Source organism: Streptomyces parvulus, from assembly GCF_014648855.1.
Classification (GTDB): Bacteria; Actinomycetota; Actinomycetes; order Streptomycetales; family Streptomycetaceae; genus Streptomyces; species Streptomyces parvulus.
In genome coordinates, this window is the sequence record NZ_BMRX01000031.1 from 1 (window position 1) to 22,708 (window position 22,708).

At 72.8% G+C, this 22,708-nt stretch carries 21 protein-coding genes; 14 read left to right on the top strand and 7 right to left on the bottom strand.

The window, feature by feature from the left end:
• Positions 1-256 precede the first annotated feature (256 nt).
• The gene (locus IE108_RS34165) at positions 257-460 is read right to left on the bottom strand and encodes a hypothetical protein (RefSeq protein ID WP_064726069.1); all 204 of its coding nucleotides are present in this window, start codon (positions 458-460) and stop codon (positions 257-259) included.
• Positions 461-686: 226 nt separating this feature from the next.
• Here IE108_RS34165 and IE108_RS34170 point away from each other — a divergent pair, with 226 nt between their 5' ends.
• Complete coding sequence (locus tag IE108_RS34170) at positions 687-1,133, top strand: nuclear transport factor 2 family protein (RefSeq protein WP_064726068.1); 447 nt, start codon at positions 687-689, stop codon at positions 1,131-1,133.
• A 10-nt stretch (positions 1,134-1,143) separates the two neighbouring features.
• On the opposite strand, the gene IE108_RS34175 is transcribed toward IE108_RS34170, so the two are convergent.
• Positions 1,144-2,157 carry a LacI family DNA-binding transcriptional regulator gene (locus tag IE108_RS34175; RefSeq protein ID WP_064726067.1) on the bottom strand — a complete coding sequence of 338 codons (1,014 nt, stop codon included), beginning with the start codon at positions 2,155-2,157 and terminating at the stop codon, positions 1,144-1,146.
• A 258-nt stretch (positions 2,158-2,415) separates the two neighbouring features.
• On the opposite strand from IE108_RS34175, the gene IE108_RS34180 reads away from it, so the two are divergent.
• The 4 genes from IE108_RS34180 to IE108_RS34195 all read left to right on the top strand — a co-directional run bounded on the left by IE108_RS34180 (position 2,416) and on the right by IE108_RS34195 (position 7,172).
• Positions 2,416-3,726 carry an ABC transporter substrate-binding protein gene (locus IE108_RS34180; protein ID WP_064726066.1) on the top strand — a complete coding sequence of 437 codons (1,311 nt, stop codon included), beginning with the start codon at positions 2,416-2,418 and terminating at the stop codon, positions 3,724-3,726.
• 85 nt (positions 3,727-3,811) lie between these two features.
• Entirely contained in the window at positions 3,812-4,756 is a 945-nt protein-coding gene (locus IE108_RS34185) for a carbohydrate ABC transporter permease (protein ID WP_229852712.1), read from the top strand.
• 12 nt (positions 4,757-4,768) lie between these two features.
• Complete coding sequence (locus tag IE108_RS34190) at positions 4,769-5,692, top strand: carbohydrate ABC transporter permease (protein WP_064726064.1); 924 nt, start codon at positions 4,769-4,771, stop codon at positions 5,690-5,692.
• A 40-nt stretch (positions 5,693-5,732) separates the two neighbouring features.
• Complete coding sequence (locus IE108_RS34195) at positions 5,733-7,172, top strand: GH1 family beta-glucosidase (RefSeq protein WP_064726063.1); 1,440 nt, start codon at positions 5,733-5,735, stop codon at positions 7,170-7,172.
• A 66-nt stretch (positions 7,173-7,238) separates the two neighbouring features.
• Here IE108_RS34195 and IE108_RS34200 read toward each other — a convergent pair whose 3' ends face one another.
• The 4 genes from IE108_RS34200 to IE108_RS34215 all read right to left on the bottom strand — a co-directional run bounded on the left by IE108_RS34200 (position 7,239) and on the right by IE108_RS34215 (position 11,029).
• On the bottom strand, positions 7,239-8,444 hold the full coding sequence (locus tag IE108_RS34200) for a glycoside hydrolase family 64 protein (RefSeq protein WP_064726062.1): 1,206 nt from the start codon (positions 8,442-8,444) through the stop codon (positions 7,239-7,241).
• A 121-nt stretch (positions 8,445-8,565) separates the two neighbouring features.
• The gene (locus IE108_RS34205; protein ID WP_064726061.1) at positions 8,566-9,129 is read right to left on the bottom strand and encodes a nucleotide triphosphate diphosphatase NUDT15; all 564 of its coding nucleotides are present in this window, start codon (positions 9,127-9,129) and stop codon (positions 8,566-8,568) included.
• On the bottom strand, positions 9,126-10,196 hold the full coding sequence (locus IE108_RS34210) for a serine hydrolase domain-containing protein (protein ID WP_064726060.1): 1,071 nt from the start codon (positions 10,194-10,196) through the stop codon (positions 9,126-9,128). The genes IE108_RS34205 and IE108_RS34210 overlap by 4 nt, the downstream gene beginning before the upstream one ends.
• On the bottom strand, positions 10,193-11,029 hold the full coding sequence (locus tag IE108_RS34215) for an IclR family transcriptional regulator (protein WP_064726059.1): 837 nt from the start codon (positions 11,027-11,029) through the stop codon (positions 10,193-10,195). The genes IE108_RS34210 and IE108_RS34215 overlap by 4 nt, the downstream gene beginning before the upstream one ends.
• A 54-nt stretch (positions 11,030-11,083) precedes the next feature.
• Between IE108_RS34215 and IE108_RS34220 the strand changes: the two genes are divergently transcribed.
• Genes IE108_RS34220 through IE108_RS34240 form a run of 5 tightly spaced genes read left to right on the top strand, consistent with a single transcriptional unit; the run spans position 11,084 to position 16,278 of the window.
• Positions 11,084-12,661, top strand: coding sequence for an ABC transporter substrate-binding protein (locus IE108_RS34220; RefSeq protein WP_064726058.1), 1,578 nt, complete (start codon positions 11,084-11,086; stop codon positions 12,659-12,661).
• Positions 12,658-13,650, top strand: coding sequence for an ABC transporter permease (locus IE108_RS34225; RefSeq protein ID WP_064726057.1), 993 nt, complete (start codon positions 12,658-12,660; stop codon positions 13,648-13,650). The genes IE108_RS34220 and IE108_RS34225 overlap by 4 nt, the downstream gene beginning before the upstream one ends.
• Positions 13,647-14,561 carry an ABC transporter permease gene (locus IE108_RS34230; RefSeq protein ID WP_064726056.1) on the top strand — a complete coding sequence of 305 codons (915 nt, stop codon included), beginning with the start codon at positions 13,647-13,649 and terminating at the stop codon, positions 14,559-14,561. Before IE108_RS34225 ends, IE108_RS34230 begins: the two co-directional genes overlap by 4 nt.
• The gene (locus IE108_RS34235) at positions 14,558-15,403 is read left to right on the top strand and encodes an ATP-binding cassette domain-containing protein (RefSeq protein WP_064726055.1); all 846 of its coding nucleotides are present in this window, start codon (positions 14,558-14,560) and stop codon (positions 15,401-15,403) included. The genes IE108_RS34230 and IE108_RS34235 overlap by 4 nt, the downstream gene beginning before the upstream one ends.
• Positions 15,400-16,278 carry an ATP-binding cassette domain-containing protein gene (locus IE108_RS34240; protein ID WP_064726054.1) on the top strand — a complete coding sequence of 293 codons (879 nt, stop codon included), beginning with the start codon at positions 15,400-15,402 and terminating at the stop codon, positions 16,276-16,278. The genes IE108_RS34235 and IE108_RS34240 overlap by 4 nt, the downstream gene beginning before the upstream one ends.
• An 11-nt stretch (positions 16,279-16,289) precedes the next feature.
• Here IE108_RS34240 and IE108_RS34245 read toward each other — a convergent pair whose 3' ends face one another.
• A complete protein-coding gene (locus IE108_RS34245) occupies positions 16,290-17,225 on the bottom strand; it encodes an ROK family protein (RefSeq protein WP_064726053.1) in 936 nt (311 codons plus the stop codon).
• Positions 17,226-17,287: 62 nt separating this feature from the next.
• On the opposite strand from IE108_RS34245, the gene IE108_RS34250 reads away from it, so the two are divergent.
• The 4 genes from IE108_RS34250 (at position 17,288) to IE108_RS34265 (ending at position 22,641) form a co-directional block, all read left to right on the top strand.
• The gene (locus IE108_RS34250) at positions 17,288-18,058 is read left to right on the top strand and encodes a creatininase family protein (protein WP_064726052.1); all 771 of its coding nucleotides are present in this window, start codon (positions 17,288-17,290) and stop codon (positions 18,056-18,058) included.
• Between the two features lie 23 nt (positions 18,059-18,081).
• Positions 18,082-19,209 carry a mandelate racemase/muconate lactonizing enzyme family protein gene (locus IE108_RS34255; RefSeq protein ID WP_064726051.1) on the top strand — a complete coding sequence of 376 codons (1,128 nt, stop codon included), beginning with the start codon at positions 18,082-18,084 and terminating at the stop codon, positions 19,207-19,209.
• The gene (locus tag IE108_RS34260; protein ID WP_064726050.1) at positions 19,206-19,613 is read left to right on the top strand and encodes a RidA family protein; all 408 of its coding nucleotides are present in this window, start codon (positions 19,206-19,208) and stop codon (positions 19,611-19,613) included. Before IE108_RS34255 ends, IE108_RS34260 begins: the two co-directional genes overlap by 4 nt.
• 103 nt (positions 19,614-19,716) lie before the next feature.
• Positions 19,717-22,641, top strand: a complete 2,925-nt coding sequence (locus tag IE108_RS34265; protein ID WP_064731600.1) for an FAD-binding and (Fe-S)-binding domain-containing protein — start codon at positions 19,717-19,719, stop codon at positions 22,639-22,641.
• The last annotated feature ends 67 nt before the right edge of the window (positions 22,642-22,708 follow it).

Genomic DNA, 22,708 nt, shown 5'->3' on the forward strand with positions numbered 1-22,708 from the left:
GCGGTGGTCGTCGTCAGGGCCAGGACCAGACCGCTCAGCACGGCCACGACGGCACCCGCGTGCCTCTTGCTCGCATGCTTCACTGCAACCTCCCGCGTTGGATGACTCCTTGGAGGCTGGCCGAGCGCGGTTACGGGAACCCGGCCGACGTCTGGCATCGCCGGGATCGGCCGGTGGAGCGCGGCGGCGAACCCCCCAACCACGCCGGAAGGGGAGCGAACACGCTCAATCGCTCCCCTTCCGGACCGCCGTCACCTCACCTGCCGAGGACACCCCCGGGCACCAGGGACTGCGGGGAGGTGGCCGGGTGCCCCACCTCCAGGGAACCGAGCAGCCCGTTCAGCAGCGGAGCACCGGGGACCCCGCCGGACGGACCGGGCGCGGGCGCGGAATGGGCGAGGGGGGCGGACACCAGGAGGGCGGCGGCCAGGACGGAGACACAGGCGAGCTTCTTGATCATGTCCGCCCCAACGACGGACGGCCCCGGCGGGCAACGCTCCCTGTAGGCCGACCGGCCCAGTCCTGCTCACCCCCCCCCGGGATCCTCGCCGCCGGTGGCCCGACCCATTACCCCGGGGGTAATCGACCCGGCTCCGCCCGGTCCGACAGGATCGGGGACACCGGCGGGAGACCCCGCCGGACCAGTCGGCCCGCGAGGCCGCACCAGTCGGCCTGAGGAGAACACGATGCCGGACCAGCGCACCGCGGCCACGGGAGAGCAGACCGCCGAGGCCACCAGGGCCGTCGTGGGCGAGTTCCTCGCCGCCCGGATGGCGGGTGACACCGGACGGCTGACCGAGCTGTTCGCCGACGAGGTGGACTGGCTGCTCGCGGAGAACCCCGCCGTCCCGTGGATCCGCCCGCGCGGGACGGGCGCGGAGTGCGCCGCCCAGTTCACCGAACTGATGGAGCACACCGTTCCCGAGGACGCGCGGGCCTCGGTCGACACCTTCCTGGTCGACGGCGCGGACGCCGTCCTCATGGGCCGCGTGTCGGGCACCGTGCGGGCGACGGGCCGCCGCTTCGAGGGCCCCTTCGCCCTCCGCCTCACCGTGGAGGACGGCCGGATCACCCGGCACCACCTCTACGAGAACAGCCTCTCCATCGCCGAGGCCTGCACTCCCGCCGTCTGAGCGCCCCGCCCTACGACGACTCCCGGACCACCAGCTCCGTGGGGAGCGTCAGCTGCTGGCGCGGCGCCCCGTGCCGGGTGATGTCCGTCAGGATGCGGGCCATGGTGCGGCCCAGCTCCTCCACCGGCTGGCGCACCGTCGTCAGCGGGGGGTCCGTGTGCCGGGCGAGGACGGAGTCCTCGAAGCCGACGACGGCGACGTCGTCGGGCACCCGGCGTCCGTGCCGGCGCAGTTCGGCCAGGGCGCCGACCGCCATGAGGTCGGAGGCCGCGAAGACGGCGTCCAGATCCGGGGCGCGTTCAAGTAGCGAACGCATCGCCCGCGCTCCGCCCTCCTCCGTGAAGTCGCCTGCCTCCACCAGGAGTTCCGCGGCCGGCACCCCCGCCTCGCGGTGCGCGTCCCGCCAGCCCGCGAGCCGGCTGCGGCCCACGTCCATGTCCAGCGGCCCGGTGACGGTCGCGACGCGCTCACGCCCGCCGTCCAGCAGGTGCCGTACGGCCGCGGCGGCACCGCCCGCGTTGTCCGCGTTGACGTAGCTCAGGCGCTCGCCCGCGTCGCGGCGCCCGGCCAGCACCGTGGGCAGGCCCATCTCCTCCAGCAGGCCGGGCAGCCGGTCCTCGGAGTGCACCGAGACCAGCAGGACGCCGTCGACCCGGCGGGCCGCCACCGACTCGGTCAGCTGGTCCCGTTCGGCCTGGTCGCGGACGAGCATCAGCTGGAGCTGGGTCCGGCTCTCGGCGAGGGCCCCGCTGACACCGCGGATCAGCGCCGCGAAGAAGGGCTCCGAGCCGAGCCTGCTCTCCGACTCCGGGATCACCAGGGCCACGGCGTCCGTGCGGTTGGTGACCAGCCCGCGGGCCACCGAGTTCGGGACGTAGTTGAGTTCCTTGATCGCCGCGAGGACCCTGGCGCGGGCGTCCGCGCTGACCAGCTCCGAGCCGTTGACGACGCGGGAGACGGTGGTGCGGCCCACGCCGGCGCGGGCCGCGACCGTTTTGATCGTGGGACGGCGGTTGCCGCTCATGCACTCCCCCCTCGCCGGCCGCGGCGGACGTGCCTGCCGCGGAGGTGACCTGCGGCAATTCTTGCAGACGCGGCCGCCGCCGACGCACCCCCCGTGCTCGGGAGGCGGGCTCTCGGATCCGTCCGGAGAAACCAGTTGTTTACAAGTCATTGACAGATGGGCTCGCTCCCACGAGTCTTCGTTGCGCCGGTGGGAACGTGCCCACCTTCATTTGGGCACGTTCCCACCCTTGTCTGGGCCGTCGCTAGGAGGAGATCCATGGGCACTCTCGGTTCGTTGCGCGGGAAGGTGGTGGCGTCCGTCGCGGCCGTCGGCGCACTGACGCTCGTCGTCGGATGCAGCAGCGGCGACGACTCCGTCACCGGTGGCGGTGAGAAGGACGGCAAGACCGTCATCACCATGGGCCTGTACGGGGTGATGGGCATCAAGGAGACGGGCCTCCTGGAGCGGTACGAGAAGGAGAACCCGGACGTCGAGATCAAGGCCGAGATCGCCGGCGACGAGCAGACGTACTACACCGCCCTCCAGACCAGGCTCGCGGCCGGCAAGGGCCTGAAGGACATCCAGGGCATCGAGATCGGCCGGGCCAAGGAGATCACCGAGACCCAGGCGGACAAGTTCGCGGACTTCTCCGGGACGCCGGGCACGGACCACTTCCTGCCGTGGAAGGAGTCCCAGATCAGCACCGGGGACGGCAAGGTCCTGGGCCTGGGCACGGACATCGGCCCGATGGCCGTCTGCTACCGCAAGGACTACTTCGAGCAGGCGGGCCTGCCCACCGACCGCGCGGAGGTGGCGAAGCTGTGGGAGGGCGACTGGAAGAAGTACGTCGAGGTCGGCCGCACCTTCAAGAAGGGCTTCAAGGGTGACGACGTCGCCTACATGGACGCGGCCAGCGGCTTGTTCAACGCCATGGTCTACGGCTACCCCGAGCAGTACTACGACGAGCAGGGCGAGCTGATCTACGACACCAACCCCGCCGTCAAGGAGGCGTGGGGCCTGGCCGCCGACGCGGCGGAGGACGGCCTGACGGCCAAGCTGCGGCAGTTCCAGCCGGGCTGGGACCCGGGCCTGGCCAACGGCACCTTCGCCACCGCCGTCTGCCCCGCGTGGATGCTCAGCCACATCAGCGAGAAGGCCGGCGCGGCGAACAAGGGCAAGTGGGACGTCGCCAAGGCCCCCAAGGGCGCCAACTGGGGCGGATCCTTCCTCGGCGTGGTCGAGCAGAGCCCGGTGAAGGAGGAGGCGCAGAAGCTCGTCGCCTGGCTGACGGCGCCCGAGCAGCAGGCCCACATCTTCAAGGAGATCGGCAACATCCCGTCCTCGCGCACCGCGCTGGAGAGCCCCGACGTGAAGAACGCCGAGTCCGCCTACTTCAGCGACGCCCCGATCGGGCAGATCTTCGGCGCCGCCGCCCAGGAGATCCCGGACAAGCAGGTCCTCGGCCGCAAGGACGGCACGATCAAGGACACCTTCTCCCAGGGCCTCACCCTGATCGAGCAGCAGGGAACCGGCCGCGACGAGGCGTGGAAGACCACCGCGGAGCGCATCGAGAAGGCGGTCGGCTGACCCGCGTCCCACGGCCGCCGGGCCCGCACCTCACGCGCGGGCCCGGCGCAGGGTCACCCACATCCGAACCCAGGAAGGAATCCCGGTGGCCACCACCTCCACCACCAAGGCCCCGGCACGGCGCGGCGCGCTCCTGCACCGGCTGGACATCAAGGGCGCCCCGTACGTCTTCGTCGCGCCGTTCTTCGTGATCTTCGCCGCGTTCAGCTTCTACCCCCTGATCTACACCTCGTGGATCTCGCTGCACGACGTGGAACTGGCCACCCTCGACGTGATGGAGTGGGTGGCGTTCGACAACTACGTGGAGCTGTGGGGCGATTCCAGGTTCTGGAACGCGCTCCAGAACACCATCACCATCGGCGTCATCTCCACGGTGCCGCAGCTCCTCATGGCGCTCGGCATGGCGCACCTGCTCAACTACCGGATGCGCGCCTCGCTGTTCTTCCGGGTCGCCTCGCTCGTCCCCTACGCCACCTCGGTCGCGGCGGCCGCCCTCGTCTTCACCATGATCTTCGAGCGCGACTTCGGCATGATCAACTGGGCGCTGGGTTCGGTCGGGATCGACCCGGTGGACTGGGAGGCCGACAAGTGGCCCGCCCAGGTCGCGATCTCCACCATCGTGATCTGGCGCTGGACCGGCTACAACGCGCTGCTCTACCTGGCCGCCATGCAGGCCATACCCGCCGACCGGTACGAGGCGGCCTCGCTCGACGGGGCCTCCCGCTGGCAGCAGTTCACCCACGTCACCGTGCCGGGGATCCGCTCCACCATCGTCTTCACCATCGTGCTCTCCACGATCGGCGCCACCCAGCTCTTCGGCGAACCGCTGATCTTCGGCCAGGGCCCCAACGGGGTCACCGGCGGCGCGGACAACCAGTACCAGACGCTGGGCCTGCTGCTGTACGAGGAGGGCTGGAAGAACTACCAGATGGGCCGCTCGGCGACCGTCGCCTGGGCGATGTTCGTGCTGCTGGTCCTCGTCTTCGTCGCACAGCGCCTGATCAGGCGCCTGCGCTCCCGCACGTCCTGACCTGGAGTCGCCATGACCACACAGAGTCTCCCGGTCCGGGCGGAGCGCCCGGACCGCACCCCGCCCGCCCGGACGGGCCGCCCCGGCGGGCGCCGGCTGCTGCGCCAGCGGGCGGGCCGCCAGCACCACGCCGGGCCCCTCGCCTACGTCCTGCTCGCCGTCATGGCGGTGCTGTCGATCTTCCCGCTGTACTGGACGATGGTCGCCGCCTCCACCGACAACACCCGCGTCAGCCAGACGCCCCCGCCGTTCCTGCCCGGCCCGAACCTGTTCAGCAACCTCGCCCGGGCCTGGGACGAGGCGGCGATGGGCAAGGCGATGGTCAACAGCCTGATCGTGGCCGGGGTGATCGCCCTGTCCACGGTCATGTTCGCGACCCTCGCCGGGTTCGCCTTCGCCAAACTACGGTTCAAGGGGCGCAACGCCCTGCTCATGCTGGTGATCGGCACCATGCTGGTCCCGCCGCAGCTCGGCGTCGTACCGCTGTTCATGATGATGGCGGAGCTGGGCTGGTCGCAGCAGCTGCCCGCGGTGATCTTCCCGACCCTGGTGAGCGCGGTCGGCGTCTTCTTCATGCGGCAGTACCTCTCGGAGGCGCTGCCGGACGAACTCGTCGAGGCCGGGCGCGTGGACGGGGCGCACTCGCTGCGGATCTTCTGGAGCATCGTGCTGCCGGTCGCCCGGCCGGCGATGGCGGTCCTGTTCATGATCACGTTCGTGCACGCGTGGAACGACTTCTTCTGGCCGTTCGTGGTCCTCGACATGACCAACCCGACGGTGCCCGTCGCGCTCACCCAGCTCAGCGCCGGCTACGTCCGCGACCAGTCGCTCATCATGGCCGGCGCGCTGCTCGGCACCCTGCCGCTGCTGGTCATGTTCATCGTCTTCGGCCGCCAGATCGTCAGCGGCATCATGGCGGGCGCGGTCAAGGGCTGACCCGCCGCCCCGCGAACATCCCCATCCAGAAAGGACTTACGTGGTCACCGCAGCACACCGGACCGCCTCCGCCCCGGACACCTCCCGTACCTTCCCCAAGGGCTTCCTCTGGGGTTCCGCGACCGCCTCGTACCAGGTGGAGGGGGCCGCCGCGGAGGACGGCCGCACTCCGTCCATCTGGGACACCTACGCCCGCACCCCCGGCCGCGTCCGCAACGGCGACACCGGTGACGTCGCCACCGACCACTACCACCGCAGCGCCGAGGACGTCGCGCTGATGGCCGAACTCGGCCTGGGTGCCTACCGGTTCTCGCTCGCCTGGCCCCGGATCCAGCCCACGGGGCGCGGCCCCGCCGTGCAGAAGGGCCTGGACTTCTACCGTCGCCTCGTCGACGGCCTCCTGGAGAAGGGCATCGAGCCCGTCGCCACCCTGTACCACTGGGACCTGCCGCAGGAGCTGGAGGACGCGGGCGGCTGGCCCGAGCGGGCCACGGCCGAGCGGTTCGCCGAGTACGCGGCGCTCGCGGCGGACGCCCTCGGCGACCGGGTGAAGACCTGGACCACGCTCAACGAGCCCTGGTGCAGCGCCTTCCTGGGGTACGGCTCCGGTGTGCACGCCCCCGGCCGCACCGAGCCGGTGGCCGCCCTGCGCGCCGCCCACCACCTCAACCTGGGGCACGGCCTGGCCCTCCAGGCGCTCCGCGACCGCGTCCGCGCCGACGCCCGCTGCTCGGTCACGCTCAACGTCCACCACGTCCGTCCGCTCACCGGCGGAGAGGGGGACGCCGACGCCGCGCGCCGCATCGACGCGCTCGCCAACCGCGTCTTCACCGGCCCGATGCTGTCGGGCGCCTACCCGGAGGACCTGCTCAAGGACACCGCCGCACTGACCGACTGGGCCTTCGTCCAGGACGGCGACCTGCGCCGCATCCACCAGCCGCTGGACTTCCTCGGCGTCAACTACTACACGCCCACCGTCGTCTCCGAGACCGGCGGCAGCGGCACGCACACCTCGGACGGGCACGGCAACAGCTCCCACAGCCCCTGGCCCGGCGCCGACCGGGTCGCGTTCCACCAGCCGCCGGGGGAGCGGACCGCGATGGGCTGGGCCGTCGACCCCTCGGGCCTGTACGACCTGCTGCGCCGGCTTTCCGCGGACTTCCCGGCGCTGCCCCTGGTCATCACCGAGAACGGAGCGGCCTTCGACGACTACGCCGACCCCGCGGGCCAGGTGAACGACCCCGCCCGGATCGCCTACGTGCGCGACCACCTGGCCGCCGTGCACCAGGCGATCCTGGACGGCTCGGACGTGCGCGGGTACTTCCTGTGGTCGCTGCTGGACAACTTCGAGTGGGCGCACGGCTACAGCAAGCGCTTCGGCGCGGTCTACGTCGACTACCCGACCGGCACCCGCATCCCGAAGGCCAGCGCCCGCTGGTACTCCGAGGTCGCGCGCACCGGCGTACTGCCCGGAGCCTGACCGCGTCCGCCCCCGTCCCGCGCACGAGCGCGGAACGGGGGCGGACCAATGCCGTGGCCGGGCCGGTCAGTTGAGCGGGTCCAGGGTGAGCTGGGCCTGGGCCGGATTGCCGTCGTGCACCAGCGACTCGTGGTTGCCCACGTCGTCGAAGGCGAAGGCGTACGCCTTCCCGTCGGCCATCCGGTCGTGGATGATCCGGGCGTAGTGGTTGGTCACGGAGTCCTTGTAGAAGTTCGCCGCCGAGGGATCGGGCTGGTTGGGGTTGCTCAGCAGCGTCGACCGGTTGAAGCCGGCGCACAGCGTGCGCGAGATCGGCCCGCGCACCAGGTCGTTGGGCGCGTCCAGGAGCCGGTGGCAGCCGAAGACGCTGGAGGCGTCCGGCTTCTGGAAGCTCGTGACGACCGCGCCGGAGCCGTTGGTGAAGTTCATGACGTTGCCGGAGACGCGCCCGAAGTACTTGGTGTTCGGCTGGTCGCCGAACGGCGTGACGGTCAGCGTGCTCGTCGCGTACTTCTGCCATACCCGGTTGATGTAGTCGTTCAGCACGGACGCGGGCAGCGCCCCGGTCTCCAGCCCGTACAGCGGCGACAGCGCCCGCAGCACGGTGCCGTCGGGCCGGGTCTGGATCAGGCCGCCCCAGCCGGACTGCGCCCGCAGCGCGTTGAACACCGCGTTGTAGCCGCCGGCCTTGAGCTTCCCGGCGCTGATCACGCTCCCGTCGCCGCGCTGGACGCCGACGGTGTACGGCGCCGAGAACATGTCGACCTGGGTGCTGTTCAGCCAGATACCGGCGTCGTTGAGCGTGTACTCGGACCAGTTGAAGAGGATGTTGCGGTTCGGGTCGCTCGGGTTCTGCACCGCCGGCTGCACCAGACCGCCCGTGGTCAGCCGGAAGTCGAGCTTCTGGCCGTAGGAGAAGTAGATGCGCCCCGACAGCTTGGGGATCCGGATCGTCTTGGTCTGCCCGGCGGCCGGCCCCGGGATGGAGGCGTCCGGCGCCGGGGTGGGCGGGTTGCCGCCGGCCGGCCAGGCGTGGAAGGTGCCGTTGGCGTCGGCCCAGCCCTGCTGACCGGTCGTCAGGGAGGTGCCGAGGTTGTAGATGTGCACGGCCTCGCCGCGGCTGGAGTTGTTGGTGATCTTCAGGGGGATGGTGGCGGGCACCGCGGAGCCGGCGGCGTCCGCGGGGGGTGAGGCGCCGAACGTGAGCAGGGTGCCGGCCAGGCCCGCTGCCGTGGCCACGGCGAGCAGACGGCGTCTGAGTCTCGAAAGCACTCTCCACCTCCGTGCGGGTGTGGGGGAATTGGTCCGTACCGATTCTGAGAGCGCTCTCAGAGTTGCGTCGGGATGCGTCCATGTCAATGTCGGCGGTGAACTTCGCGACGTCCGTGGGCGGTTACGCGCAGGCGCCCGGCCCGGACGCGCCCGCCGCGGTGACCCCGTAGCGCCGGATCTCCGGAGCGCCCCGTCGCTCCTCGCCGGGCCACAGGCAGTTCAGGACCGAGGCCGACGGCGGGAAGAGCGCGGACGGGACCGCGTCCCGGGGGAACCACTCCCAGCGTTCGATCTTGTCGGGTTCGGTGACCCGGGCCGTGCCCGAGGCCCGCTCGGTGACGGCCGCCGCCGTCACCCGGGTCAGCCCGGCCGGCCCGTGGACCAGGACGGCGAGGATTCGCACGTCCCCGGCGGCCACCATGAGCCCGGTCTCCTCCGCCAACTCGCGGGCGGCGGCCGTCTCGAAGTCCTCGCCCGGGTCCACCTTGCCACCGGGCAGTTCCCAGCGGCCGTCGTGACCCAGGCCGAGCAGGACCCGCCCGGCGGGATCGACGACGGCGAGGCCGACGCCGATGAGTCCGTGCGGGGTGGGACGGGCGCGTTCGGGGCGCTCGGCGCCCGGGGGAGGGGCGGGGTCGGCGCCGTGGCCGGCGTCGGTGTCGGTGTCGGTGTCGGGACAGTTCATCCCGCCATTCCACACGGCGCCGCCGGTCGCGCGCCATCGCGGGGCAGGCGGGCGGCCGCGTCGTGGAACGCCCGGCGCAGGGCCACGATCCCGTCCCCGGCCCTCGTCGGGTGCACGCGGTTGGTGAGCAGCACGGCGTAGCGACCCGTCGCCGGGTCGACCCAGAGGCTGGTGCCGGTGAATCCCGTGTGGCCGTACGAGTCGGGGCCGAAGACGTCCCCGGCGGGGGAGCCGACCGGGTCGCGGCCCTGCCAGGCGAGGGCGCGCCGCAGCGCCAGGTGGTCCGTGTGCGGCGCCGTCATCCGGGCGAAGGTGTCCGGGGCGAGGAGGCCCCGGCCGCCGCCGGCGAGCGCGATGCCGAGCCGCTCCATGTCGGCCAGCGTCGAGAACAGGCCCGCGTGCCCGCCGACACCGCCGAGCACCACCGCGTTCTCGTCGTGGACCTCGCCCACGACCGTGCGGCCGCGCCAGGGACAGTCCTCGGTGGCGACCGCCCGCTCCCGGCGCCCGGCGTCCGGCCGGAACACGGTGTCCCGCAGGCCGGCCGGGGCGCACACCAGCTCCGCCACCAGTTCGTCCAGCGGCCGTCCCGTGGCCGCCTCGGCGATCAGGCCCAGGACGATGAAGCCCTGCGAGGAGTACTGGACCCGGGTGCCCGGCGCTGCGGTCGGCGGCAGCAGCCGTACCGCGTCCAGCAGGGCGGCGCGGGTGGGGTGGTCGCGGAAGAGCGGCACCTGGCCGGGGATTCCCGAGGTGTGCGCCAGGAGTTGACTTACCGTCACCGCCTCCTTGTCACCTCCGCGGTACTCCGGCAGATACGTGCCCATCGTCGCGTCGAGCCCGAGTGCGCCGCGCTCGACGAGGGCCATGACCGCGAGCCCGGCGACCGGCTTCGTCACCGAGGCGAGGTCCCACAGGTCGTCGCCGTCCAGCGGGGGACCGTCCCAGGAGCGGGTGCCGGTCCGGCCGCGGTCCAGCGGACCGTCCGCGTCGCCCACGGACCAGGCGGCGCCGGAGTACACCCGCCGTGCGCGCCCCTCGTCGAGCAGTGCGGCCAGGGTGCTCACGGGCGCTCACCCCGCGAGGCGCCGTCCACCACGCCGAGCGCCGGGGTGCGGGCGCCGAGGCCGGCCGACACCGTGCGCGCCGCGGCCCGCACCATCGGCCCGAACACCTGCACGCTCTCGGCGTCCATGGTGAAGGTCAGGCCCATGACGCCGATCGCGCCCACCACCCCGCCCTCCGCGTCCAGGACGGGAGCCGCCACCGAGCGCACGTCCGGCTCCTCGTACTCGTCGTCGACGGCGTACCCGTCGAGCGCCGCCTGCGCCAGCACCGTCCGCACCGCGGCGGGCTCGGCCGGCGTGTCCGGTGTGCGGGGCTCCAGGCCGCGCGGGTCCAGCACCGCCTCCACCGCCTGCGCGGGCAGCGCCGAGAGCATGGCGAGCCCGACACCGCACGCGTGGAGCGGGGAGCGCTGCCCCGGCGCCGTGCTCATCCGGTACTCGCGGGCCGGCTCGGACCGTTCCACGTAGACCGCGTCGGCCGCGTGCCGCACCGCGTAGAACGCCACGTGCCCGGTGCGCCGGCGCAGGTCGGCCAGGACCGGCCGGGTGAGTTCGAGGACGCGGCTGTCGTGCAGGGCCGCCGCGGCCAGACCCAGCAGGCGCGGGCCCGGACGGTAGCTGCCGCCCTCCGCCGGTTCCGCGAAGCCGTACTCCGCCATCGTCCGCAGGTGCCGGTGGACGGTGGGCTTGGTCAGCCCCGTGCGGCGCGCGATCTCGCCCAGCCGGTGCGGGCCGCCGGGCTGCACGAGTGCGTCGAGTACCTCCATCGCCTTGTCGACGGGGCCCTTCACGAGTTCCTGGTCGACCGACCGGGTGTTGACCGCTTTCACCATGTCGCTTAGCTTAACCCAACCGCATTCCATCTGACGGAACGGAGGTGTTGTTCAATGGAACGAATTGATCAGGGGCGCACGATGGACCGCAGCCGTCCCACCCGACGTCACGTCCTGCGGACCGGTGGTCTGCTGCTCGGAGCACTCGGCGCTCCGGCGCTCCTGAGCGCCTGCGGCACGACGGCCGCCGCGGACCGGGCGGGCAACGTCCTGCGGGTCTCCCAGCCGGGCGACCCCAAGACGCTGGACCCGCAGAAGCAGGGCGACATGGTGTCGATGAACGTCCTGATCAACATGTTCGACACGCTCACCACCCGCGGCCGGGACAACCGGCTGCACCCCAGGCTCGCCCTCTCCTGGAAGGCCACCGACGCCCGCACCTGGCGCTTCACCCTCCGCCCCGGCGTGACCTTCCACAACGGCGAGACGTGCGACGCGCGGGCCGTCGCCTTCAGCATCGAGCGGCTGCTCGACCCCGCCACCAAGTCACCCATCGTCGAACTGCGCTTCGTCAAGGGCGTCACCGTGGTCGACCGGCTCACCGTGGACATCCACACCACCGTGCACGACCCGATCCTGCCCGCCAAGCTCTCCCTCTTCGGCGGCGTCGTGGTGCCGCCCCGCCACCTCGCCGAGGCCGGCGACGCCGAGTTCGCCGAGCACCCCGTCGGCACCGGCCCGTTCACCCACGTCAGCTGGCAGCGCGACCACGAGCTGCGCATGCGGGCCTACGACGGCCACTGGAACGGACGGCCCGCCGTCGACGGCCTGGTCTTCAGCCCCGCCCCCAACGCCTCCTCCTCCCTGGCCGCCCTGCAGAGCGGAGGGGTCGACCTCGTCGCCGGACTCACGCCGGACGCCGCCCAGCAGTTGGAGGGATACGGCGGTGTGTCACTGGACGGGCACACCGGCATCCGCACCGCCTACCTGTCCCTGAACACGCTGGAACGCGGCCCGCTCCAGGACCGCCGCGTCAGGCAGGCCCTCAACCACGCGATCGACGTACCCCTGCTGATCAAGGCCGTGCTCGGCGGCAAGGCCACCGAGACGCCCGCCCTCGTGCCGCGCGGCGCCTTCGGCTTCGACCCCTCCGTCAAGCCCTTCACCCGGTCCGTCGACACCGCGCGCCGGCTCCTCGCCGAGGCCGGCCACCCGCACGGCTTCTCCACCGCGATCACCGCCTCGAACGTCGACGCCAACGTCGCCGAGGCACTGGCGGGACTGCTGGCCAAGGCCGGCGTGGACGCGCGCGTCGACCTGCTCGACCCCGGCACCTACTCGGCACGGCTCACCTCCGACAACCGGGGCGCGCTCGGCCCGGTCTACCTCGCCGCCAGCACCGTCTGGACGATGGACGGCGCGAGCATCGTCCAGTCCAACGTGCGCAGCGACCGGCGCCAGAGCCGCTGGCACTCCGCGGAGGCCGACCGCCTCATCGACCTGGAGGAACTCTCCGAGGACCCCGCCGCGCGCGCACGCGCCCTCTCCGACCTGCAACGGCTGATGCGCGAGGAGGCGCCCTTCGTCTTCCTCTACCAGATCGACAACATCTTCGCCCGCAACGACCGCCCCCGCTGGACGCCCGGATCCGCCGGCGTCCTCGCCATGGAGAGCGCGCAGGTGTCCCGATGACCGCCCTCACCCTCGACAAGCCACCCGCCCCCGCGGACACCCCGGCCCGCCGCCCGGACCGCTCGGGACTGCTGCGCACCGTCATCCGCCGCCTGGCCACCGCCCTGTTCGTCCTGCTGTGCACGGCCACCGTCTCGTTCTTCCTGGTACGGCTCTCCGGCGACCCCGTCAAGATCCTGCTGCCGCCCGACGCCACCGCCGAGCAGGAGAACGTGCTGCGCGCCTCCCTCGGCCTGGACCAGCCCCTGTTCGCGCAGTACCTCGACTACCTGTGGGGACTGCTCCGCCTCGACTTCGGCGACTCCCTCGTCTACGGCCAGCCCGTGAGCGAGATCCTCGCCGACCGGCTGCCCGCCACCGTCGAACTCGCGGCCGCGGCCCTCGCGGTGACCCTCGTCGTCGCCGTACCGGCCGGAGTCTTCGCCGCCATGCGCCGCGGGCGCGGCTCCGACCGCACGGTGATGACCGGCGTCCTGCTGGGCCAGTCCACCCCGCCCTTCTGGGTCGGCATCCTGCTCATCCTGGTCTTCGCCGTCTGGCTGCACGCCCTGCCCGCCTCCGGCTACGGCACTCTCGCCAACCTCGTCCTGCCGGCCGTCACCCTCGCCGTGTACTCCGTCGCCGTCGTCGCCCGCCTGCTGCGCTCCTCCCTGATCGACGTGCTCTCCTCCGACCACATCCGCAGCGCCCGCGCCAAGGGCTTCGGCCCCGTGCAGGTCGTACTCCGGCACGGACTGCGCAACGCCTCGCTGCCGGTGGTGACCGTCGTCGGCCTGGAGGTCGGCAACCTGCTCGGCGGGGCGATCCTCACCGAACGCGTCTTCTCCTGGCCCGGCGTCGGCCAGCTCACCGTCGAGGCGATCTCCAACCGCGACTTCCCGCTCGTCCAGGCCGCCGTCCTGTTCTTCGCCGCCACCTTCGTCGTGGTGAACCTGCTCGTCGACCTCTCCTACAGCTTCCTCGACCCGAGGGTGAGGACGTCACGATGACCGTCATGTCCCCGGCCGCCACCGACCGGACCCCGGCCAAGACGCCGGCGGGCGGCTCCGGCTCCGCCGTGCTGCGGGCCCTGCTGCGCAACAAGCTCGCCGTCGTCGCACTGGCCGTACTCGCACTGCTCCTGTTCGCCGCCCTGTTCGCGCCCCTGGTGGCGCCCTACGACCCCAACGCCCAGAACCTCCTGCTCCGACTGCGTCCGCCCGCCTGGCAGGACGGGGGCAGCGGCGCCCACCTCCTCGGCACCGACCAGCTCGGCCGCGACATGCTCTCCCGCGTCGTCTACGGCTCCCGCGTCTCCCTGCTCGTCGGCGCCGGCGCCGCCCTCCTCGCCGGCGTCGTCGGCACCGTCGTGGGACTGTCCGCCGGCTACTTCGGCGGCTGGGCCGACCGGGCCCTGATGCGGCTCGCCGACGTCCAACTGGCCTTCCCGTCGCTCCTGCTGGCCCTCGCCATCGTCGGCTTCCTCGGCTCGGGCCTGTGGTACGTCATCCTGGTGCTGGGCTTCACGGGCTGGGTCTCCTACGCCCGGGTGGTGCGCTCCGAGGTGATGTCGCTGCGCACCCGCGACTTCGTCACCGAGGCCCGCGCGATCGGCGTCACCGACGTCACCATCATGCGCCGCCACCTGCTGCCCAACGTGACGGCCCCGCTGGCCACCATCGGCACCCTGCACGTCGCCGCGGCCATCGTCGCCGAGGCGTCCCTCAGCTACCTCGGCCTGGGCGTGCCCAAGGAGACGGTCACCTGGGGCGCCATGCTCTCCGACGGCCAGCTCTACCTGGGCACCTCCTGGTGGGTCGCCGTCTTCCCCGGCATCGCGCTGATGTTCACCTCCCTCGCCATCAACATCACCGGCGACGCCCTCCGGGACGTCGCGGACCCGAAGGCCTACCGCCGATGACCCTCGACCGACCGACCCCCGGCCCCCACGAGGACCGGGAGGGCGCCCCGCCCCTGCTGGAGATCGACGGCCTCAGCGTCGACTTCCGCCTGGACACCTCCGTCGTCCACGCCGTCCGGGACGTGTCCCTCGACGTCCGCGCCGGTGAGACCCTCGCCGTCGTGGGGGAGTCGGGCAGCGGCAAGAGCGCCACCGCCCTCTCCGTGCTGCGCCTCAACCCCAGCCCGCCCTGCGTCTACCCGAGCGGCGAGATCCGCTTCGACGGACGCGATCTGCTGAAGCTCTCCGAGAAGGAACTCGGACGGGTCCGCGGCCGCGACATCGCCATGGTCTTCCAGGACCCCATGACCTGCCTCGACCCCCTCCAGCGGGTCGGCGCCCAGGTCGCCGAGGTGCTCAGGCACCACACCGGCGTGTCCCGCGCCCAGGCGAAGGAGGCGGCGCTCGCCGCCCTGGACGAGGTCGGCATCCCCGACCCGGAGCTGCGCTACCGGCAGTACCCGCACGAACTCTCCGGCGGACTGCGGCAGCGGGTGATGATCGCCACGGCGCTGGTCGCGCGGCCCCGCCTGCTCATCGCGGACGAGCCGACCACCGCGCTGGACGTCACCGTCCAGCGCCAGATCCTCGACCTGCTGGTCACCCTCCAGCACAAGCACGACATGGCCGTCGTGCTCATCACCCACGACCTCGCCGTCGTCGCCGAGACCGCCGACCGCGTCGTGGTCATGAACCAGGGCCGCGTCGTGGAGAGCGGCGGCGTCCTCGACGTCTTCGACCACCCGGCCGACGACTACACCCGCCGGCTGCTGGCGGCCACCCCGCGACTGGAGGCGGCATGACCACGGAAGCAACCGACGCCGGCGCACCCGAGGCCGACCGCGTCCTCCTGCGACTCGACGGCCTGCGCAAGGAGTTCGGCACCCGCGCGACGACCGTCGCCGTGGACGACGTGTCGCTCGACGTCCACGAGGGCGAGACCCTCGCCCTCGTCGGGGAGTCCGGCTGCGGCAAGACCACCCTGACCCGGCTGCTGCTGCGCCTGCTGGAACCCACCGCCGGCAGCGTGAGCTTCGACGGACGGGACCTCACCACCCTCTCCGCGCCCGAACTGCGCGCCGTGCGACGGCAGATGCAGGTCGTCCTCCAGGACCCCCACTCCAGCATGAACCCGCGCATGCGCATCAGCGACATCGTCGCCGAACCCCTCGTCACCCACGACCCCGAGGCACGCGGACGGCGCGCACGGGCCCGCAACCGCGAGCGCGTCGGAGAACTCCTGGAGGCGGTCGGCCTGGACGCCGGCATCCAGGACCGCTATCCGCACGAGTTCTCCGGCGGACAGCGCCAGCGCGTGTCGATCGCACGGGCCCTGGCCCTGCGCCCCCGGCTGCTCGTCCTGGACGAACCCACCAGCGCGCTCGACGTCTCCGTGCAGGCGACCGTCCTCGACCTCCTGGCAGACCTCCAGAGACGGCTCGGGCTGACCTACGTGTTCGTCTCCCACAACCTCGCCGTCGTCGCGCAGGTCGCCGACCGGGTCGCGGTGATGCGCGGGGGACGCCTCGTCGAGGTGGGCGAGGCGACGCAGGTGCTACGCGCACCCCGGCACCCCTACACCCGGCAGCTGCTCGACGCCGTACCCGCCCTCGACCCGCGCAAGGGACGCCGCGCCGCACAGCGGGCCGCCTCACCGGCCGCCGGGGCGGACCGATGACCTCCCGCTCCCTAGAGGTGCGACAGCACCAGACCCGCCCCGCCGAGCAACGCCACGTCGTCGACGGCCGCGGTCCCGACCAGCACCCGCGGCTGCTCGGCCTCCGTGAAGGCGACCGCCTCGCGCAGCCGCTCCTCCACCACCGTCCGGAACCGCTCCCCGCCCTCGCGCGCCTCGCCGTGCAGGATGAACAGCCCCGGCGCGAAGAGCTGCTGCACGTTCACCAGGCCCAGCGCGAGGTTGTGCGCGTACTCGTCCACCACCTGCCCGGCGAGCGGGTCCCCGCTGCCCACCAGCGCGTCCAGGCCCACCGCCGGCAGGCCCGCCGCCCGCGCCCGGGCGCGCAGCCAGCCGGTCGTGGCCACCGTCTTCCAGCAGCCGCGGGCGCCGCACGTGCAGCGCTCGCCGCTGGCGGACACGGTCATGTGCGCGCCGCTGCGCCCGCCCGGCGGAGCCATCACCTCGCCGTCGTACAGGACACCCACCCCGAGCACCTCGCCCGTCGACACCGAGGCGAAGGTGCGCCGGCCGCGGCCCGCGCCGAACCAGCGGTCGCCGAGCACCTGGAGCCGCGCCCGGTGCTCCACCCGCACCCCGGCCCCGGTGAGCGCGCCGAGCCGCTCCGTCACCGGATAGCCGTGCAGGGCGGGCACGTCGTTCACCTCCAGGATCAGCCCCGCGCCGGGGTCCACCAGCCCCGCCGCGGCCACGCCGATCCCCTGGAGGTCGTGCCCGGCGAAGACACCGGCCGCCCCCGCCAGCGCCGCGTCGATGTCCGCGGGCGTCGCGCCGGCCGCGTCGTACGACGCCTCGGCGCGGTCCAGGACCCGGCCCGCGACGGACAGCACGGCGGCCCTGACCCGGCCGGGCACCAGCTCGACGGCGCCCAGCCGCCGCGGAGCCGCCGGGGCGGCCGGTCGCGGCACGGCCGCGGGGACCAGTCGCAACGGAGAACTTTTGTGGACCATGCGCCGACTCTGCCACGGCCCCGTTTCGGAGAGGTAGCACCGTGAGCCAATCGAGACTGACCGAACTCACCTGGCGCGAGGTCCGCCGGGCCGGTGAGCGGGGCATCGCCCTGCTGCCCATCGGCTCGCAGGAGCAGCACGCCGGACACCTGCCCATGGGCACCGACACCCTCCTCGTGGAGGAGACCGTGGACCGGGCGCTGGATCTCCTCGCCCGGGAGGAGGCGCCACCCGAGGTCGTACGGCTGCCGGCGCTGCCCTTCGGCCACAGCCCCCACCACCTGTTCGCCGCCGCCGTCTCGCTGTCCGCGGCCACGCTGGGCGCGGTCCTCGACGACGTCCTCGACTCGCTGGTGACCAGCGGCCACCACCGGGTGATGGTCGTCAACGGCCACGGCGGCAACGACGAGATCATGCGGCTCGCCGTGAAACGGTTCGCCCTGCGCGCCCGGGTGACCGTCGCCGCCTGCTCGTACTGGACCCTGACCGCGGGCGAGGAGGCCGGGCGGCCGGACGTCACGCCGGGGCACGCCGGCTGGTTCGAGACCTCGCTGATGCTCGCCGCCCACCCCCGGCTGGTGCGCACACCCGTGCCCGCCCGTGCCCCCGTGGATCCGCCGCCCCTGTTCGACAACCCCCCGCACCCCGGCCTGACCGTGGAACGCCACGGCGAGTGGGAGCGGGTCGACGGCGCCACCGACGACGCGTCCGGCGCCGACGCCGCCCTGGGCGCCCGGCTCCTGGACGACCGGGCGCGCGGCCTGGCCGACGCGATCCGGGCGTTCGACACCGCGAGCCGGCCCACCCGATGAAGCATGTGGAGCAAGGAGAAGCAATGAAGATCACCGACGTGGACGTGTGGGTCGTCAACCTCCCCCTGGTCAACCCTTTCACCAGCTCGTTCGAGACCAAGACCGGAGAGACCCGCACCGTCGTCCGCATCCGCACCGACGACGGCGTCGAGGGCTGGGGCGAGACGATGTGGGGCGCGCCCGTCGCCGCGATCGTCCGGCGACTGGCGCCCGACCTGATCGGGACCAGCCCGTTCGCCCTGGAGGGCTTCCACCGCAAGCAGCACATGGTGCCGTTCTTCCACGGCTACCTCGGCTACGCCGCGCTCGCCGCGGTCGACGTCGCCTGCTGGGACGCGATGGGCAAGGCCACCGGCCAGTCCGTCACCGACCTGCTCGGCGGACCGGTCCGCGACGAGGTCCCGATCACCGCGCTCGTCACCCGCGCCGACGCCCCGGGCGCGGAGCCGGCCGACCTGCCGGCGGCCCTGGCGGAGCACACCGTCCGCGTCGTCGCCGAGGGCGGCTTCGACGCGGTCAAGCTCAAGGGCACCAAGGACTGCGCCGGCGACGTCGCCATCCTGCGCGCGCTCCGCGAGGCGCTGCCCGAGGTGAACCTGCGCGTCGACCCGAACGCGGCCTGGTCCGTGCCCGACTCGATACGCGCCGGGATCGCGCTGGAGGAACTGGACCTGGAGTACCTGGAGGACCCGTGCGCCGGCATCGAGGGCATGAGCCAGGTGAAGGCGAAGATCCGCATCCCGCTGTGCACCAACATGTGCGTCGTCCGCTTCGAGGAGTTCGCGCCCGCCATGCGGCTGAACGCCGTGGACGTCATCCACGGTGACGTCTACAAGTGGGGCGGCATCGCCGCGACCAAGGCGCTCGCCGCGCACTGCGAGACCTTCGGCCTCGGCATGAACCTGCACAGCGGCGGGGAACTCGGCATCGCCACCGCCGCGCACCTGGCCGTCGTGTCGAGCACACCGGTCCTCTCCCGGGCCATCGACAGCATGTACTACCTCCACGCGGACGACATCGTCGAGCCGCTGCACCTGGCGGACGGCAGGCTGCGGGTCCCGTCCGGTCCGGGGCTCGGCGTGCGGGTCGACGAGGACAAGCTCCGCCACTACGCCGGGGTCAACGAGCGGGACGGAGACCTCACGGGATGAGCGCCCCCACCGGAAAACGAGCCGTGCGCACCACCGGCGCGCCCCGCCCCGCCGGCGCCTACTCCCAGGGCGTGGTGGCGGGCGGGCTGCTGTTCACGGCCGGCTTCGGCCCGCAGGACCCCGCCACCGGCGAGGTGCCCGAGGGCGTCGGCCCGCAGACCGCGCAGGTGCTCCGCAACGTCCGCGCGGTCCTCGCCGAAGAGGGCCTGACCCCGCGGGACGTCGTGAAGGTCACCGCGCACCTGCAGCACCTGAAGCGGGACTTCGCCGCCTACGACGCCGCCTACCGCGAGTTCTTCGACGAGCCCTGCCCCGTGCGCACCACCGTCGGGTCCGACCTCATGGACATCCTCGTGGAGATCGACGTGGTGGCCGTCCTGCCCGGACCCGGGACGCCCGGCTGACCCCCCTCCGCGCCCCCGGGCCCCGGCGCACGCCGGGGCCCGCGGGCCGTTCCCAGTCGTACGCTGATCAGCACCGACCGACACCGTGTGGGAGACGAACGTCATGCCCCTGCTGGAGCCCAAGCCGGACAGCCTCCGCCCGGGACCGGGCCGCACCCCCGCGGCCGACCGGGTCCCCGACCGCGGCGCCACCGGGACATCCGAACGGCTCCGTACGGAGCTGACCGCCCTGCTCGGCCCCGAGAAGGTCCGCTGGAAGGTCTCCGACCTGGTCAAGTACGCCTCCGACGCCAGCCCCTACCGGTTCGTCCCACAGGTCGTCGTGCTGCCCGAGACCACCGAGGACGTCGCCGCGGTCATGGCCTACGCCCGTGCCCACGGCCGCGACCTCGTCTTCCGCGCCGCCGGCACCAGCCTGAACGGCCAGGCCCAGGGCGAGGACATCCTCGTCGACGTCCGCCGCCACTTCACCGGCGTCGAGGTCCTGGACGACGGTGCACGGGCCCGCATCCGTCCCGGCACCACGGTCATGCGGGCCAACGCCACCCTCGCCCGGTACGGCAGGGTGCTCGGCCCCGACCCGGCCAGCGCCATCGCCTGCACCGTCGGCGGCGTCGTCGCCAACAACGCCTCCGGCATGACCGCCGGCACCACCCGCAACTCGTACCGCACCCTCGCCTCGCTGACCTTCGTGCTGCCGAGCGGCACCGTCGTCGACACCGCCGCCCCGGACGCGGACGGCGAACTGGCCCGCGCCGAGCCGGAACTGTGCGCGGGCCTGCTGGCGCTCAAGGCGGAGATCGAGGCCGACGCGGACCTCACCGCCCGCATCCGGGCCAAGTACGAGATCAAGAACACCAACGGCTACCGGCTCGACGCCTTCCTGGACGGCGCCACACCGGTGGAGATCCTGCGCGGGCTGATGGTCGGCTCGCAGGGCACCTTCGGATTCATCTCCGACGTCGTCTTCGACACCCTGCCGCTGGACCGCAGGGTCACCAGCGGGCTGCTCTTCTTCCCCTCGCTGACCGCCGCGGCGGCGGCCGTCCCCCTCTTCAACGAGGCCGGCGCCCTGGCCGTCGAGCTGATGGACGGCAACACCCTGCGCGCCTCGGTGAGCGTGCGGGGCGTGCCCGCGGACTGGGCCGGCCTGCCCCGGGAGACCGCGGCGCTGCTGGTCGAGTTCCGGGCGCCGGACGAGGCGGCCCAGGAGGAGTGCGAACGGGCGGCTGCCCGCGTCCTGGAGCGGCTGACACTCGTCGCCCCCGTGGCCTCCGTGACCAACGAGTTCACCCGGGACGCCAAGGTGATCTCGGGGTACTGGAAGGCCCGCAAGGCGTTCGTCACCGCCGTCGGCGGCTCCCGCCCCCCAGGCACCACGCTGATCACGGAGGACTTCGCCGTCCCGCCCTCCCGGCTCGCCGACGCCTGCGAGGACCTGCTGCGCCTCCAGGCCCGCCACGGCTTCGACGCCGCCGTCGCCGGCCACGCCGCCCACGGCAACCTGCACTTCCTGCTCGCCTTCGACGCGGCCAGGCCGGCCGACGTCGACCGCTACGCCGCCTTCATGGACGACTTCTGCCGGATGACCGTCGAGCGCTTCGACGGGTCGCTGAAGGCGGAGCACGCCACCGGCCGCAACATCGCCCCGTTCCTCGAACTGGAGTGGGGCCTGGCGGCGACCGCGCTGATGTGGCGCCTCAAGCGGCTCGTCGACCCCGACGGCGTACTGGCCCCCCGGATCGTCCTCGACCGGGACCCCGCGGCACATCTGCGCGGCCTCAAGACCATCCCCGGGATCGAGGCGGTCGCCGACCCCTGCATCGAGTGCGGATTCTGCGAACCCACCTGCCCCAGCCACGACCTGACGACCACTCCGCGCCAGCGCATCGTGCTGCGCCGGGAGATGATGCGCCAGCCCGACGGCTCGCCGGTCGAGGAACAGCTCCTCGCCTCCTACGGCTACGACGCCGTCGACACCTGCGCGGGCGACTCCACGTGCCGGATCGCCTGCCCCGTCGGCATCGACACCGGCGCCATGATGAAGGACTTCCGGCACCGGCGGCACTCCCCGCGCGAGGAGCGGATCGCCGCGCTCACCGCGCGGCGGTTCAGGACCGTCGAGGCCTCGGCGCGGCTCGCCGTCGGCGCCGCGGACCGGATCACCGACCGGCTGCTGACCGCCGCCACCGGCCTCGCCCGCAAGGCCGTGCGCCCCGACCTCGTCCCCGAGTGGCTGCCGGAGATCCCGGGCGCCGCCCCACGCGCCGTCCCCCGCACCACGAGGCAGGACGCGCGGGCCGTCTACTACCCGGCCTGCGTCAACCGCATCTTCGGCGGCCCCGGGGACGACGGCACCCCCTCGCTCCAGCAGGCCCTGGTCGACGTCTCCGCCCGCGCCGGGAAACCGGTCTGGATCCCCGACGACGTCGCCGGCACCTGCTGCTCGACGATCTGGCACTCCAAGGGCTACGAGGACGCCAACGCCGTGATGGCCAACCGCGTCGTCGAGGCCGCCTGGGCCTGGACGGAGGGCGGCCGGCTCCCGCTGGTCGTCGACGCCTCCTCCTGCACCCTGGGCATCGCGGACGAGGTCGTCCCGTACCTCACCGAGGCCAACCGGGAACTGCACCGGCACCTGACGGTGGTCGACTCCGTCGTCTGGGCCGCCGAGGAACTCCTGCCCGCGCTGACCGTCCGGCGCACGGTCCGCTCGGCCGTGCTGCACCCCACCTGCTCGATGCAGCACCTCGGCGACGTGGAGCAGCTGCGCGAGGTGGCCGAGGCGGTCGCCGACGAGGTCGTCGTCCCGGACGACGCCGGGTGCTGCGCCTTCGCCGGCGACCGGGGCATGCTGCACAAGGAGCTGACCGCGTCCGCGACCGTGAAGGAGGCCGCCGAGGTCACCGCGCGGGACCACGACGCCCACCTCTCCGCCAACCGCATGTGCGAGATCGGTATGGACCGGGCGACGGGACGCGCGTACCACTCGGTCCTGATCGAACTGGACCGGGCGACCCGGCCCTGACTCAGGGTTGGGTGAGGGTTTGGGGGTAGTCGGTGATGATGCCGTCGACGCCGAGGTTGGTCATGGT